The 16,239-nt window shown below is 44.1% G+C and carries 9 protein-coding genes, 2 tRNA genes and 3 rRNA genes; 3 read left to right on the top strand and 11 right to left on the bottom strand.

Translation table 11 applies throughout. The annotated features are described in order from the left end of the window. Positions 1-112 precede the first annotated feature (112 nt). Positions 113-1,609, bottom strand: coding sequence for an alanine/glycine:cation symporter family protein (locus A3K91_RS12530; RefSeq protein WP_062845569.1), 1,497 nt, complete (start codon positions 1,607-1,609; stop codon positions 113-115). An 880-nt stretch (positions 1,610-2,489) separates the two neighbouring features. Here A3K91_RS12530 and A3K91_RS12535 point away from each other — a divergent pair. From A3K91_RS12535 to A3K91_RS12545, 3 genes are all read left to right on the top strand, one after another. After that, positions 2,490-2,750, top strand: coding sequence for a DUF4212 domain-containing protein (locus A3K91_RS12535; RefSeq protein WP_062845570.1), 261 nt, complete (start codon positions 2,490-2,492; stop codon positions 2,748-2,750). 4 nt (positions 2,751-2,754) lie between these two features. Beyond that, complete coding sequence (locus A3K91_RS12540; RefSeq protein WP_062845571.1) at positions 2,755-4,623, top strand: sodium:solute symporter family protein; 1,869 nt, start codon at positions 2,755-2,757, stop codon at positions 4,621-4,623. Positions 4,624-4,782: 159 nt separating this feature from the next. Then, a complete protein-coding gene (locus A3K91_RS12545) occupies positions 4,783-5,322 on the top strand; it encodes a hypothetical protein (RefSeq protein WP_062845572.1) in 540 nt (179 codons plus the stop codon). 104 nt (positions 5,323-5,426) lie between these two features. Here the strand turns inward: A3K91_RS12545 and A3K91_RS12550 are convergent, their stop codons facing one another. From A3K91_RS12550 to A3K91_RS12595, 10 genes are all read right to left on the bottom strand, one after another. Further along, entirely contained in the window at positions 5,427-6,032 is a 606-nt protein-coding gene (locus A3K91_RS12550; RefSeq protein ID WP_062845573.1) for a rhomboid family intramembrane serine protease, read from the bottom strand. A gap of 36 nt (positions 6,033-6,068) precedes the next feature. After that, positions 6,069-7,121 carry a 5'-nucleotidase gene (locus A3K91_RS12555; protein WP_062845574.1) on the bottom strand — a complete coding sequence of 351 codons (1,053 nt, stop codon included), beginning with the start codon at positions 7,119-7,121 and terminating at the stop codon, positions 6,069-6,071. Between the two features lie 347 nt (positions 7,122-7,468). Then, entirely contained in the window at positions 7,469-8,758 is a 1,290-nt protein-coding gene (locus A3K91_RS12560; protein WP_062845575.1) for a TRAP transporter large permease, read from the bottom strand. Next, positions 8,755-9,282: a TRAP transporter small permease gene (locus A3K91_RS12565; protein WP_062845576.1), complete on the bottom strand. Its 528-nt coding sequence runs from the start codon at positions 9,280-9,282 to the stop codon at positions 8,755-8,757. The genes A3K91_RS12560 and A3K91_RS12565 overlap by 4 nt, the downstream gene beginning before the upstream one ends. 17 nt (positions 9,283-9,299) lie before the next feature. Then, on the bottom strand, positions 9,300-10,358 hold the full coding sequence (locus A3K91_RS12570) for a TRAP transporter substrate-binding protein (RefSeq protein ID WP_062845577.1): 1,059 nt from the start codon (positions 10,356-10,358) through the stop codon (positions 9,300-9,302). Positions 10,359-10,925: 567 nt separating this feature from the next. Then, positions 10,926-11,039 (bottom strand): 5S ribosomal RNA (gene rrf, locus A3K91_RS12575). A 160-nt stretch (positions 11,040-11,199) separates the two neighbouring features. Next, positions 11,200-14,054 (bottom strand): 23S ribosomal RNA (locus tag A3K91_RS12580). 342 nt (positions 14,055-14,396) lie between these two features. Beyond that, positions 14,397-14,472: transfer RNA gene (locus A3K91_RS12585), tRNA-Ala, on the bottom strand. Between the two features lie 7 nt (positions 14,473-14,479). Beyond that, positions 14,480-14,556, bottom strand: a tRNA-Ile gene (locus tag A3K91_RS12590). Between the two features lie 72 nt (positions 14,557-14,628). Further along, a 16S ribosomal RNA gene (locus A3K91_RS12595) occupies positions 14,629-16,167 on the bottom strand. Together the 16S, 23S and 5S rRNA genes with 2 tRNA genes alongside form the textbook arrangement of a ribosomal RNA operon. Between the last annotated feature and the right edge of the window lie 72 nt (positions 16,168-16,239).

Consider the following 16,239-nt stretch of genomic DNA (forward strand, 5'->3'; position numbering starts at 1 on the left):
GCGGTTTTTTTATATCTATCTTTTTACAACAATATATAGTCAATTCAATCTAAGAATAATGCTTATTCTAGGCAGTACTCTTATCTTGAAATGACAATATGAATAGCTTTTATCAATCCGTCCAAGCATCGCGATTGGCTTCATCTCTTAGCTTCACAAAATTATTGGGATCGAATTTTATTTGATCTCCCGTTTTGCCTTCTTTAACTTGACGTTCATAATCACGTAAGACTCTTAGTGCCACTGGAGACAGCATCAAAATAGCAAACAAGTTGACCAATGCCATGAGACCCATCGATAAATCAGCAAAGTTCCATATTGCTGGTAAGCTAGCGACAGCACCCACAAATACCATACCGAGTACCATAAAGCGGAATATCATGATCATGACTTTGGCATTTTTGGCACCAGAGATGAACTCAAGATTCGACTCGCCATAACTATAGTTGGCAATGATAGAGGTAAATGAGAAAAAGAAAATCGCAATGGCGACGAACGTCACACCCAAATCACCAACATATTGCGATAAGGCTAACTGAGTTAATTGAATACCTTCTTGTTCAACGTTTGGATCGACCACACCAGACAATATGATGATTGAAGCCGTTGCTGTACAGATAACAAGAGTATCTAGAAAAACACCCAGCATTTGCATAAACCCCTGCACCGCTGGATGATCAGGATGGCTCTTTGCCGTTGCCGCCGCGTTCGGTGCTGAACCCATACCCGCTTCGTTCGAAAACAAACCACGTTTGATACCATTGATCATGGCCTGAGCGATGCCGTAACCAATCACACCACCTGCTGCTTGCTCAAAGCCAAAGGCTGATTTGACAATCAAGGCAACCGCCGCTGGAAACTGGCTAAAGTTAGTAACAATGATGAATAGCGCCAATAAAATATATAAAATCGCCATCACAGGTACAATCTTACCAGCAATACGAGCAACTGAACGCAGACCACCAAATACCACTGGCGCAACCAATACGACCAATATCAATCCGGTCATCCATGTTGGAACGCCAAAAGCCTCATTAGTCGCTTGAGCAATCGTATTTGACTGTACACCGTTGAATGCCAGACCAAAAGCAACCAACAAACATAGCGAGAAAAATATCGCTAGCCAGCGCATTCCTAGGCCTTTCTCAATGTAATAAGCTGGTCCACCGCGGTACACATTGTCTGTATGAGGCACTTTATAAGCCTGTGCTAGCGTTGACTCTATGAAACTGGTCGACATACCGACGAGAGCCGTCATCCACATCCAAAACACTGCACCTGGACCACCAAGATAGATCGCGATTGCGACCCCTGCTAAGTTACCTGTACCGACGCGCGCGGCTAATGATGTCATTAAAGCTTCAAATGAGCTGATACCACCATCTTTGCGACCTTGGTTCGAAACACGTAATAATTTCCACATATGGCCAAAATGGCGAAACTGAATAAAGCGTGTGGCGATAGTGAAGTAAAGACCAGCGCCAATCAATACGAACATTAATAATCCATACCAAGGGTTGCTAGCAACCAACCATTCATTGTTTCCCCAAATAATACTGACACCATAATTTACGATGCTATTAAACCAACCAGCTATCCCTTCGGTCATACGGACTCCTCATTTATACTTGATACAGCTTATGTGTTTGTCTTGCAGACATTACTTTCAGAATATCTAAACCACAAGTGTGACTACTTAAAAAATTTGGCATAAAAATATCATAAGCATTTTATAGATATTCAGCCGTCTGCGGTATCACATTTACTTATCAGTCTATAATCGCTATTTATAAAATAAATGTTATATGTACTTGATATCCTATAGAATCTATTGAGTAACAATTTAACATTATAAGTTAGACAAATTTAGCAATATTCTAGTAACATTAATATTTAGTCTAAGAGAATTTATACTATTTTTTATAATAGTGGATGATATCTATAAATAATTATTTATAGTTGCTTTTATCAGATATTGATAAACTTATTTTTGAACATTTATCCAGACTAGATGTTACCATAAGTGATTAGAACATTTAGAACTTCAAACGCTTGTCAGGAAGACAAGTTGTGAAAAAGACAGCGGATTGTCCTGCCCCTTCTTTCTTCCTCGATACACTTTGTGCATCTCAAACGTTATTTTTGATCAAAGTGACCAAAACAACATTTAATAACTTAGCTATTATTTTAAAGTAAATGATTTTTAGTCATCGTAGTGCCATTACGTACTGTTAATCTCATTGTTTATAATGCTCATTTTATAAAGTCGCATGTTTCTGTTTTTTATGACAGGTTAAGTGATAAGGAATAGTCACCGCCTCTCTTATGTTGCTCTTCGCATTATTTGTTTTGAAAAATTCAACACAGACTGTCTATTAAGTAACACTACCCTATAGATACTGCCGTTGTCGTCTACAGATGCAAGACCATCATAATTATTAGGATGAGACCAACAATAATATTTTAGGTAAGACAAAAGGAGTTGCTCTATGGAAAACCACAACGATTCATCCGGTTATTGGCGTGCCAATGTCCGTCTCATTTTAGGTTGCCTAGTCATTTGGGCACTATGCTCTTATGGTTTTGGGATCTTATTACGTCCTCTCTTAGCAGGTATTAGAATCGGTGGTACTGATCTGGGCTTTTGGTTTGCTCAGCAAGGCGCGATTATAGTATTTATGGTCTTAATCTTCTTTTACGCCTGGCGTATGAATAAGTTAGATAAACAATATGGCGTAGACGAGGAATAATGCTATGAGTCAATTTGTAATTAATATTATTTTTGTGGGTCTATCCTTCGCTCTATACTTCGGTATTGCAATCTGGGCGCGAGCTGGTTCAACCAGTGAATTTTATGTCGCAGGTGGTGGTGTCCATCCCGTCGTCAACGGTATGGCAACCGCCGCTGACTGGATGAGTGCTGCATCATTTATTTCAATGGCAGGTATTCTTGCCGCTGGTGGCTATGGTGCCTCAACGTATCTAATGGGCTGGACTGGGGGTTATGTACTTCTAGCGATGCTGCTAGCACCATACTTGCGCAAATTTGGTAAATTTACGGTTCCTGATTTTATTGGGGACCGTTTTTACTCTAAGACTGCCGCTATGATTGCAGTCGTGTGTTTGATTATTGCGTCGACTACTTACGTTATTGGTCAGATGACAGGGGCTGGCGTCGCATTCTCACGTTTCTTAGAAGTCGACAATACGACTGGCCTTCTTATTGCTGCTGTGGTTGTTTTCTTTTATGCCGTACTAGGTGGTATGAAAGGTATTACCTACACGCAGGTTGCACAGTATGTCGTTCTAATCATTGCTTATACTATCCCTGCTGTCTTTATCTCACTTGAGCTGACCGGTAACCCAATTCCAGGTCTCGGTTTGTTCTCAAACCATACCGAATCAGGTATACCTTTATTGACTAAGCTTGATCAGGTAGTGACTGACTTAGGATTTACTGCTTATACCGCTGATGTACCAAATAAGTTAAACATGGTGCTATTTACCTTGTCGCTAATGATTGGTACAGCAGGTCTACCACACGTTATTATTCGTTTTTTCACTGTACCTAAAGTATCTGATGCGCGTTGGTCAGCAGGTTGGGCACTAGTATTCATTGCGTTACTTTACTTCACTGCTCCTGCAGTAGGTGCGATGGCTCGTTTGAACCTGATTGATACTATCTATCCACAAGGTGTTGAAGCAGAGTCTATCACCTATGATCAACGTCCAGATTGGATGAAAACATGGGAAGAGACTGGCCTCATTAAGTATAATGATCTCAATAATGATGGCCGTATTCAGATGTACAACGACAGTGGACTTGGTGCCGCTCAGTTGGCGCTAAATACTGCTGAAACTGATGGTGGCGATGTTGCCGCTGCTACTGCTGCTGTCGAACAGGCTCGTACTGCACACGATTTAGAAGTCGATGGTCGCTTTGCAAACGCAGGTTGGGCAGGTAACGAGCTTGACGTAAACAATGACATTCTAGTACTAGCTAACCCAGAAATTGCAAATCTTCCACCATGGGTTATTGGTCTTATTGCAGCAGGTGGCCTAGCAGCAGCACTATCAACTGCCGCAGGTCTACTATTGGCTATCTCATCAGCGATCAGTCATGACTTGATCAAAAGAAACCTCAACCCAAATATTAGTGATAAAGGCGAGTTAAAAGTAGCGCGTATCACTATGGGTATTGCGATTGTAGTAGCAACATGGTTAGGTATCAATCCACCAGGATTTGCCGCACAAGTCGTGGCACTCGCCTTCGGTATTGCGGGAGCTTCACTATTCCCAGTACTGATGATGGGTATTTTCTCTAAACGTATTAACAGCCTTGGCGCTATCGCTGGTATGTTAACGGGTTTGATTAGTATCCTAGTGTATATCTTTTTATTCAAAGGTTGGTTCTTCATCAGTGGTACTGCAAGTTTCCCTGATACAGAAGAGTATTGGCTGTTTGGTATCTCGCCGTTATCATTTGGTGCGGTTGGTGCTATGCTTAACTTCATCGTAGCATTTGTCGTCTCATATGCTACACCAGCACCACCATTACACATTCAAGAACTGGTTGAAAGTGTTCGCTCTCCACGCGGCGCTGGCGGTGCAGTCGACCACTAAGCGCACGACTGAGGATATATTTTGCGTTAATATATATCACTCACAGGCAGTTGCTGCTTGTGAGTGATTTTTTTATCCTCTATTTTTTACAAAAACTCTTAAATTCTGCTCTACTACAGACGCTTAATTAAAAGCGCTTATCGCATTAAGGAAGATTTTATGCTTTACGAGTTTATCGCTACCATAGCTGCTGGATTTGGTTTGGCTGGGATAGCACTTATCATAACTCACCTCAGCAAACTGGCAGGTAAAAGAGCACCAAAATGGCTTATCCCATTATTTGCTGCCATCGGTATATTTGGCTTCCAAATTCAACAAGAGTATAGCTGGTTTGATCAACAGGTTACGCAACTTCCTGAAGGTGTCACTGTCGTTAAAAAAATTGAAGAGAGTACATGGTTTCGCCCATGGACTTACGTTAAGCCGCAAATACTACGTTTTATCGCTGCTGACATTGGCAATGCTACTGTGCAAGTCGATAACCCAGATGTATATTTGGTCAATTTGTATCTGTTCGAGAGACGTAGAGGTGTGCAAAAAGTCTCGCAAGTGATAGATTGTAGCGTCCCCGCTCGGGCAGATTATGTATTGCCTGCAAAAGACAGCACGCTGACTATCGATGAGCATGTTAAGCAGACCACAGCATGGCGAGCGTTGGCGAAAGATGATCCTTTATTTACTAGTGTTTGCATGAGTTAAAACCAACGTTGCGCTACTGCTTAGAAGCAACGTTATCGTGACCCGCATATTTATGACCTGATTCAGTGACATTCATACGATACAGGTTTCATAATGCTAAGCATTTAATAGCGCTGAGAGGTCGCCGAATACGTATGTTTTGAGTTAGCACCTAATAGCAGACCTGCACACAAACCACCAAAATGTGCCGCAAATGAGATGCCTTGTTGCGGCATCAGCCCTTGTTTGATCGTTAACCAGTATCCTGTTCCCATGATAATACAAGCAAGTAAGTAACCCCAGCGTCGGGCAAATACTGCCCCACCGATCATATAACCGAGCATTGCAAAACACAATCCTGACGCTCCAATGTGAATGGACAAGGGTGAGCCAATAACCCAAGTAACCAGTCCCGATGCAACAATCAGCTTGAGTACAGTACGGTAGGCATTTTTTTCAAACAATCCGAACAAAAACAAAATTTGTAATAACGTTAACGTATTACCCAGTAAATGTGAGAAGTTTCCATGCATCGTCCATGATGCAAACACTCCTATCATACTTCCTACATCAAAGGCGCGCGGCACAATCCCAAAGATGTTCCACATACCAAATAGCAATACATCATTTAAAAAAAACATGCCCCACATTGGTATGAGTACAAACGCATATAAGCCAATGACCTGCTTGATACGTACCATGATCAAGTTGAGCAATTGCTGCCACTTCATAGACGACTTTATCCTTTTGATTGAGTTTTTAGATAATTAATGACGCACAGCAAAAAGTGGACGCTCTACCGGTTTAAAAGCCAACAATGCCGCATCTTGCTTAGAGGTTAAATAACTGTCCCCATGTAGCAATGAGGTCGAATGATAAGGAACGAGCGCCGTTGGAATGAAGTCACGTGCCGCATCGATGTGCTGGATCGAATCATCAAAAAAGATATGCGGCGCAAACGTTCTAAGCACGGCTGTTTTTTCTAAACCGCCCAAGAAAAATGCCATGTCCACATTGACGCCCCACTCTCGCAGCGTTTTAATCGCTCGCAAGTCAGCAGGCGCATTACGAGCGGTGACCAAAGCAATTTTGATTGGAGAATATTGAAGCCCAGCTGGTAGACGCTCTTGTAAGTTTGATAATTTAATCAGCAATTCAGCATAAGGTCCTTTTTCAATTGGCAAATCACGCATTTGTGTTTCGCGATCATGAAAAGCTCGCAGACCTTTTTGTTTATATAGCAGCTCCCCCGAATCATCAAAAAGCACTGCGTCGCCATCAAATGCAATGCGTAGCTGATTGGTGTCCAACTCATAAGTATTGACAGGGGTCGCATCCAAGATTGCGCAAGCACAGATATTGGCATCTGCAACTTGCTGTGCATCATCACGGTTTGTGGTCAAAAACAAGTCGACATTGAAATCTTTGATATAGGGAGCAATTGGACTACCCGAAATAAAAGCAGATCGTGAAATATTCAGTCCATGCGCCAAAATGGCATTGAGTACTTGGATGCCTGTGTCTGGACTACTTTTTGAGACGATAACGACTTCGACTAACGGCGCTTCTATTTCTGAATCCTGTCCATTCTTATCTGCACAATATTCGTTCAAATTTAATAAAGCTTTGATCAATGGGTAACCGGCGCCAATATTTAAAGGCTCATTCTCACGTTCAGTCATATAATCGCGAAATTCTTTGATAGCGCTTGCTGGTTTTTGCTCCAATAATTGTACTAAATGGTTTTCAGATTCTGTTAAATCAAAAAGTGCGGTTGCAGAAATTGCGACTATTAGCGTGTTACTAAAATCGACTGCCATGACTGTCTCTACTTATCATATAAAAGGGTGGATACGAAAATACCAATCAGTTTACTACATCCATCAGATTTTAGAATGATAAGAAAAGTTATCGTCCTGCCATACACTGTAATCAAAAACCACCTTGGTAACCAAACACTGTCTCAAACAATTTTTGCTATTTATAGTTATTTTAGATGTCGTGTAGGGCATCTTTTAATTGCTCATCGCTATATCAACTCAGTTTACCAACTTTTTGATTTGCCATAAAAAAGCCACATCGTTATGACAACAATATGGCTTAAAAAATAGAACGACTTATTAAACTGTGGATTTTTAGCTTATATGTTTATTACTACGAATAAGACTTACGTCAATAACACCAAAGAGATGGCTGGAAAAGCGACCAAAATGCCCAATCGAATCACATCTGAGACAATAAAAGGTGCAACTCCTCGAAACATGTCACTAAGCTTAATGTGCGGTGCCATCGCTTTAATGACAAAAATATTCATCCCCATAGGCGGTGTAATCAAACCCAGTTCTACCGTCAATACAGCAATAATACCAAACCAAACAGGATCAAACCCTAGTGCCACAATGATGGGATAAACCACTGGAATCGTAATAACCAACATGGCTAAAGCGTCCATAAATAGCCCCAGTAAAAAGTACATGACTAGAATACAAATCAGTACAATCATCGGGCTGACCGATAGAGTCCCAATCCAAGTGGCCATTGTATAAGACAGACGTGATACCGAAATAAAGTAACCCAATGCCTCTGCACCAAGTAGCATAAAAAAGACCACTGCTGATAGTGCAAGCGTTTCAATGAGTGACTGTTTCAGGCCTTTTAAGCGCATACCTTTGGCAAAAGCATAGGCCCATGATACAAAAGCGCCAACTGCTGCGCCCTCTGTTGGAGTGAATAGCCCAAAGAAAATACCAGCGATAATAATGATAAAAATAAAGCTGAACGGTATTAAACCAGTCAATGATAGTAGCTTTGCTTTCCAAGACGTTGGTTCACCGCGACGTGCGAGATGCGGTTTCCAGCGTACCATAATCATAACAGTGATAGAGTACATCACCATACCTAAGATGCCAGGCAAAAAACCTGCGATAAACATATCACCGACAGATTGCTGAGTTAAAATAGCATAGACCAGTAATGCAATACTGGGAGGAATCATAATCCCTAACGTACCGCCAGCCGCCAAAACGCCACAGGCAAAACCTGGCTGATAGCCATACTTTTCCATTTGAGGTAGCGCGACCTTTGTCATTGTAGATGCAGTCGCCAAAGAAGAGCCTGAAATAGAAGCAAAAATACCAGATGAGCCAATACCTGCAATACCAAGGCTACCTCTTACCCCGCCAAATATAGTTCTAGTAGCGTCAAACAATTTGCCAGCCATACCTGAATGAGTCGCAAATACACCCATTAGAATAAATAAAGGAATGGCACTAAAATCATACTTTGCCAAAACATCTACTGGAATGTCTTTGAGCATTTGCAGTGCCCCACTTGGCGCAGTCACAGCACCAAAACCGACCAGTCCCACGCCCAACATGGCCAATGCCACTGGCACTCGCAGCACCACCAATACAATCATGACCAGCAGGCCAATGGCACCAATAATTTCTGGACTCATGCGCCTGTCTCCTCGGCGTCAAAGAACTCGCCCGTTTTAAAGATATTGATGGATTCGATCAGCGAGCGAATGGCAAGCAAAAGGCTCAGAAAGGCACTAAACATATAAATGGGCATCATTGAAACTCTAAGATCTTGAGTGACCTTGCCATACTCTATAGCATCAATTGCACTTTCATAGAGCCCCCACGAGAAAACGATCCCAATAACGAAAAAGCCCAACATAAAGACGCCCATCATGTAACCTTTAATAGTCTGAGGCATCTTTTGGGTGAATACATCGACGATAATTTGTGATCGCTCTACAAAGGCGGCAAAAGCGGCAAGTAAAGCAAATAACATAAAGTAAGAGACAATCTCTACACTGCCCTTTACCGTAAACCCAAACTCGCCACCCGTGAGCTTAAAAATATAACGAGCCGTCACATCTAGCATGGTCGCTAACACGATGATGATAAGACTGATACCGCCAAAAAACTGGCATAGCCTAGAGATGAAGGTACTGATTTTAATTAAAAAGATCATGTAATACCTCCAGTAGGCTATACCTTACAGGCTGCGCTAGCAGCTTTGGCTTTTTCATAGACACTATCAGCATCCAGACCTAATGCTTTGACATCACTCAAATATTTTTTAGTACCCTTTTCAAGCGGACCTTTCCAATTTGGATCATTGAGTGGGTCAGGAATCTCGATAATTTCGTCACCTTTATCTTTAGCTGCTTGTATGGCCATCTGATCATGCTTATCAAATACCTCACCCACTTTATTAGCAAGGGCCATACCTGAATTTTTATCCAAAACTTGTTTCAAATCATCAGGCAGACTGTCGTACTTGTCTTTATTCATCGTCACCATGAGTGCCGAGCTATAAAAAGGAATATTGGTATGGTACTTAGTAATTTCGTCAATTTTAAAAGCCGTTACGGCTTCCCATGGGAAACTGAGACCATCAACAACACCGCGCTGTAAAGAGGTGTACATGTCATTTGCAGGTAGACCAACAGGTGATGCGCCCGCACTTTCGATAATGTCACCAGCGACTGCCGAAGGACGACGAATGCGCATACCTTTCATATCCGCAGGTGTACGAATCAGTTTGTCAGTAGTATGCAGAGAGCCTGGTCCAGCGCCATACATAAATAGCATATGCGTGTCTTTGTATTCACTGGCAAGCGTTCCGTCTTCATAAAGCGTCTGTAGCATACAACCCATCTGAGTGGCTGAATTTGATAAACCTGGAAGCTCAGTAATCTGAGTCAGCGGAAAGCGACCACTAGTATAACCATGGGCTTGTGAACCGATATCAATGGTACCTTTAGCAGCCGACTCATAAGTGACGTCAGCTTTCGCAAGACCTGCTGATGGGTATAACTCTACTTTTAAGCGACCATTAGAATCTGTTTCTATTTGCTTAGCCCAAGGTTCAAAAACTTCTGTACTAATGGAAGAAGTTGCTGGCCAAAAATGAGAGAAGCGTAAGACGGTCGTATCTTGAGAGGTTGCAGATGATCCATCAGTTGTGTCAGCTGACTGGTTAGAACAGCCAAAAAGGCTGATAGCGGCTAAAGCACCAATCGAAAAAAGAGGAGCTAACTTCATTATCAATTCCTTTTGATAATTGTAGGGGTAGGAACAACACGTGAATTTAATACTTTGATTCGATAGAAATTACTTTATTTAATCAGTTAACACCTCCGTGTTATTAACTTAAATAAAAAGACTGTTTAAAATTATCAGTTAAAACGATATAAGTCAAATCATTTTAATACGGCTATATAACACTATATTTCTTAGCGAAAAGATAATGGTCACAAAACCCAATATCTACTATTTCAGATACAATGATGGTTTTAAAATATTTATGATTTGAATGAAAAGAAGATATGGCCGAATTGAGATTATGAGCTGGTAAGAGTTAGGGCAAGCCTGTATTAAACAGCAGGCAAAGAAAAGCCCCTTGATACGTTAGTATCAAGGGGCTAGTCAGAATAGAGAGCTGACGATGACCTGAGCGCCGTTAAGGCAAAGCACTGCTTTGCTAGGCAGCGCAAGAGCAAGAGCAAATCCTTTAAATAGGATTTGCTACGTAGGTCGTTAGGAATAAAAGATAGACACAAAGAAAATCCCCCGCCTAGATAACTAGTCGGGGGATATTTCAGAATAGAGAGCTGACGATGACCTACTCTCACATGGGCGAACCACACTACCATTGGCGCTACGATGTTTCACTTCTGAGTTCGAGAAGGGATCAGGTGGTTCCATCGTGCTATTGTCGTCAGCAAAGGGGGTTAGATATGAGTCTGTTGTGTGACTTTGATAAGTACCACATAACCTAACTGAATCAAGGTTAACGGTGATATCGAAATATACTTTCTTATTCTAAAGCTTTCGCTTTGCAAGATAGATTAATTAGACTTGATACAAACCACTTGGGTGTTGTATGGTCAAGCCAAACGAGCAATTAGTACAGGTTAGCTACACGCATCGCTGCGCTTCCACACCCTGCCTATCAACGTCCTAGTCTTGAACGGCTCTTTAGGGAAATCTAATCTTGAGGTGGGCTTCCCGCTTAGATGCTTTCAGCGGTTATCCCATCCGAACGTAGCTACCGGGCAATGCCACTGGCGTGACAACCCGAACACCAGAGGTTCGTCCACTCTGGTCCTCTCGTACTAGGAGCAGATCCTCTCAAATTTCCAACGCCCACGGTAGATAGGGACCGAACTGTCTCACGACGTTCTAAACCCAGCTCGCGTACCTCTTTAAATGGCGAACAGCCATACCCTTAGGACCTGCTTCAGCCCTAGGATGAGATGAGCCGACATCGAGGTGCCAAACACCGCCGTCGATATGAACTCTTGGGCGGTATCAGCCTGTTATCCCCAGAGTACCTTTTATCCGTTGAGCGATGGCCCTTCCATACAGAACCACCGGATCACTAAGACCTACTTTCGTACCTGCTCGACTTGTGGGTCTCGCAGTTAAGCGCGCTTTTGCCTTTATACTCTACGACCGATTTCCGACCGGTCTGAGCGCACCTTCGTACTCCTCCGTTACTCTTTAGGAGGAGACCGCCCCAGTCAAACTACCCACCATACATTGTCCTCGGTATTGTTATACCTGAGTTAGAACCCCAACATGACCAGGGTGGTATTTCAAGATTGGCTCCACCAAGACTAGCGTCTCGGCTTCAAAGCCTCCCACCTATCCTGCACAAGTCAGGTCAAAGTTCAATGTAAAGCTGTAGTAAAGGTTCACGGGGTCTTTCCGTCTAGCCGCGGGTACACAGCATCTTCACTGCGATTTCGATTTCACTGAGTCTCTGCTGGAGACAGCGCTGCCATCATTATGTCATTCGTGCAGGTCGGAACTTACCCGACAAGGAATTTCGCTACCTTAGGACCGTTATAGTTACGGCCGCCGTTTACTGGGGCTTCGATCAAGAGCTTCGCTTACGCTAACCCCATCAATTAACCTTCCAGCACCGGGCAGACATCACACCCTATACGTCCACTTTCGTGTTTGCAGAGTGCTGTGTTTTTAATAAACAGTTGCAGCAGCCTGGTATCTGCGACTGCCAATAGCTTACGGAGCAAGTCCTTCACCATCAGCAGCGTACCTTCTCCCGAAGTTACGGTACCATTTTGCCTAGTTCCTTCAGCAGAGTTCTCTCAAGCGCCTTGGTATTCTCTACCTGATCACCTGTGTCGGTTTAGGGTACGATTCGTTTATGACTATCGCTTAGAAGCTTTTCCTGGAAGCATGGTATTTGCCACTTCGCTGTACAAGTACAGCTTGCTATCAGATCTCGGTATAAAATAGCCCGGATTTACCTAAGCTATAAACCTACATCCTTCCACCTGGACAACCATCGCCAGGCTGGCATAACCTTCTCCGTCCCTCCATCGCATCATAAACAAGTATCGGAATATTAACCGATTTCCCATCGACTACGCCTTTCGGCCTCGCCTTAGGGGTCGACTCACCCAGCCCCGATTAACGTTGGACTGGAACCCTTGATCTTCCGGCGTGCGAGCTTTTCACTCGCATTATCGTTACTCACGTCAGCATTCGCTCTTGTGATACCTCCAGCATGCTTTACAACACACCTTCACAGGCTTACACAACGCTCCCCTACCACTTGAAAACAAATTCAAATCCGCAGCTTCGGCTCCTAGTTTGAGCCCCGTTACATCTTCCGCGCGGGCCGACTCGACTAGTGAGCTATTACGCTTTCTTTAAAGGATGGCTGCTTCTAAGCCAACCTCCTAGCTGTCTATGCCTTCCCACCTCGTTTCCCACTTAACTAGGAATTTGGGGCCTTAGCTGGCGGTCTGGGTTGTTTCCCTCTCCACAATGGACGTTAGCACCCACTGTGTGTCTCCCGGATATCACTCATCGGTATTCGGAGTTTGCATCGGTTTGGTAAGTCGGTATGACCCCCTAGCCGAAACAGTGCTCTACCCCCAATGGTGTTCGTCCGAGGCGCTACCTAAATAGCTTTCGGGGAGAACCAGCTATCACCGAGTTTGATTAGCCTTTCACCCCTATCCACAAGTCATCCCCTGGCTTTTCAACGACAGTGGGTTCGGTCCTCCGGTGCCTGTTACGGCACTTTCAACCTGCTCATGGATAGATCACTCGGTTTCGGGTCTATACCCTGCAACTAGACGCCCTATTAAGACTCGGTTTCCCTACGGCTCCCCTAAACGGTTAACCTTGCTACAGAATATAAGTCGCTGACCCATTATACAAAAGGTACGCGGTCACCCAACAAGTGGGCTCCCACTGCTTGTACGCACACGGTTTCAGGTTCTATTTCACTCCCCTCACAGGGGTTCTTTTCGCCTTTCCCTCACGGTACTGGTTCACTATCGGTCAGTCAGGAGTATTTAGCCTTGGAGGATGGTCCCCCCATCTTCAAACAGGATTTCTCGTGCCCCGCTCTACTTAATATGTTAATGCTAATGTTTCGAATACAGGACTATCACCTACTACGGTCAGCTTTCCCACGCTGTTCTTCTACATTAGTACTAATCGGCTTCTCCCCGTTCGCTCGCCGCTACTAGGGGAATCTCAATTGATGTCTATTCCTAAGGGTACTGAGATGTTTCACTTCCCCTCGTTCGCTTCCTAATAAATTAGGATACCTAGCTTATGCTAGGTGGGTTTCCCCATTCAGAAATCTCCGGATCACAGGATATTGCCGCCTCCCCGAAGCTTATCGCAGGCTGTCACGTCTTTCATCGCCTCTGACTGCCAAGGCATCCACCATGTGCGCTTCATTACTTGACCATACAACCCCAAGTAGTCTTTCGACTAAGTAGTGTCATACACTCTAATTAATGATAACGATATCACCTATGTTTACGCTTGATTCAGTTCTCTTATTTCTTTTTAGCAATCAACCCCTGGGATAACAACTGATGTCGTTAAAGAGCTGATTACTAAGGTTAAGATGTGCGCGTGAACACGCTCATCCTAACCCAGACTCATATCTATGTTTTTAAATAGTCTCTATGCTCTCGTCGAGTCATAGATTTCCGTATAAAACAGAAAGAAGTAATCTTATTAAAATCACTTGTTTCTATTTGATACCTATTTTATTTATTCGCATCCTAAGCTTAACTAAAGTAGTGGTGGAGCCAAACGGAGTCGAACCGTTGACCTCCTGCGTGCAAGGCAGGCGCTCTACCAACTGAGCTATGGCCCCATATAAATGGTGGGTCTAAGTGGACTTGAACCACTGACCCCCGCGTTATCAACACGGTGCTCTAACCAGCTGAGCTACAGACCCAATACGTCCTAAAACGTAAGCTTAAACTAAAGAACAACTTGTTGTGAATTCTTGCTGACCGAATGCTGTCTATAAGGAGGTGATCCAGCCGCAGGTTCCCCTACGGCTACCTTGTTACGACTTCACCCCAGTCATCAACCACACCGTGGTGATCGCCTTCCTTACGGTTAGGCTAACCACTTCTGGTGCAATCAACTCCCATGGTGTGACGGGCGGTGTGTACAAGGCCCGGGAACGTATTCACCGCGGCATTCTGATCCGCGATTACTAGCGATTCCTACTTCATGGAGTCGAGTTGCAGACTCCAATCTGGACTACGATAGGCTTTTTGAGATTCGCATCACATCGCTGTGTAGCTGCCCTCTGTACCTACCATTGTAGCACGTGTGTAGCCCTGGTCGTAAGGGCCATGATGACTTGACGTCGTCCCCGCCTTCCTCCAGTTTGTCACTGGCAGTATCCTTAGAGTTCCCGGCTTAACCCGCTGGTAACTAAGGACAAGGGTTGCGCTCGTTGCGGGACTTAACCCAACATCTCACGACACGAGCTGACGACAGCCATGCAGCACCTGTATTCTAATTCCCGAAGGCACTCCCGCATCTCTGCAGGATTCTAGATATGTCAAGACCAGGTAAGGTTCTTCGCGTTGCATCGAATTAAACCACATGCTCCACCGCTTGTGCGGGCCCCCGTCAATTCATTTGAGTTTTAACCTTGCGGCCGTACTCCCCAGGCGGTCTACTTATTGCGTTAGCTGCGTCACTAAGTCCTCAAGGGACCCAACGACTAGTAGACATCGTTTACGGCGTGGACTACCAGGGTATCTAATCCTGTTTGCTACCCACGCTTTCGAGCCTCAGTGTCAGTATGATGCCAGAAGGCTGCCTTCGCCATCGGTATTCCTCCAGATCTCTACGCATTTCACCGCTACACCTGGAATTCTACCTTCCTCTCACCTACTCTAGCCTGACAGTATCAGATGCAGTTCCCAGGTTAAGCCCGGGGATTTCACATCTGACTTATCAAGCCACCTACGCTCGCTTTACGCCCAGTAATTCCGATTAACGCTTGCACCCTCTGTATTACCGCGGCTGCTGGCACAGAGTTAGCCGGTGCTTATTCTGCAGCTAATGTCATCGTCTCCGGGTATTAACCGAAGAGTCTTCTTCACTGCTTAAAGTGCTTTACAACCAAAAGGCCTTCTTCACACACGCGGCATGGCTGGATCAGGGTTTCCCCCATTGTCCAATATTCCCCACTGCTGCCTCCCGTAGGAGTCCGGGCCGTGTCTCAGTCCCGGTGTGGCTGATCATCCTCTCAGACCAGCTACAGATCGTCGCCATGGTAGGCCTTTACCCCACCATCTAGCTAATCCGACTTAGGCTCATCTAATAGCGAGAGCAACAAGTTGCCCCCTTTCTCCCGTAGGTCGTATGCGGTATTAATTCGAGTTTCCCCGAGCTATCCCCCACTACTAGGTAGATTCCTAAGTATTACTCACCCGTCCGCCGCTCGTCATCTTCTAGCAAGCTAGAAATGTTACCGCTCGACTTGCATGTGTTAAGCCTGCCGCCAGCGTTCAATCTGAGCCATGATCAAACTCTTCAGTTTAATCTTGCTATGAAGCTCTTTAAAGAAGCTTCTAAACTTGGCTCATCTAATCTGGCAAAATCGCTAAAAATT

The organism is Psychrobacter alimentarius (assembly GCF_001606025.1).
GTDB lineage: Bacteria > Pseudomonadota > Gammaproteobacteria > Pseudomonadales > Moraxellaceae > Psychrobacter > Psychrobacter alimentarius.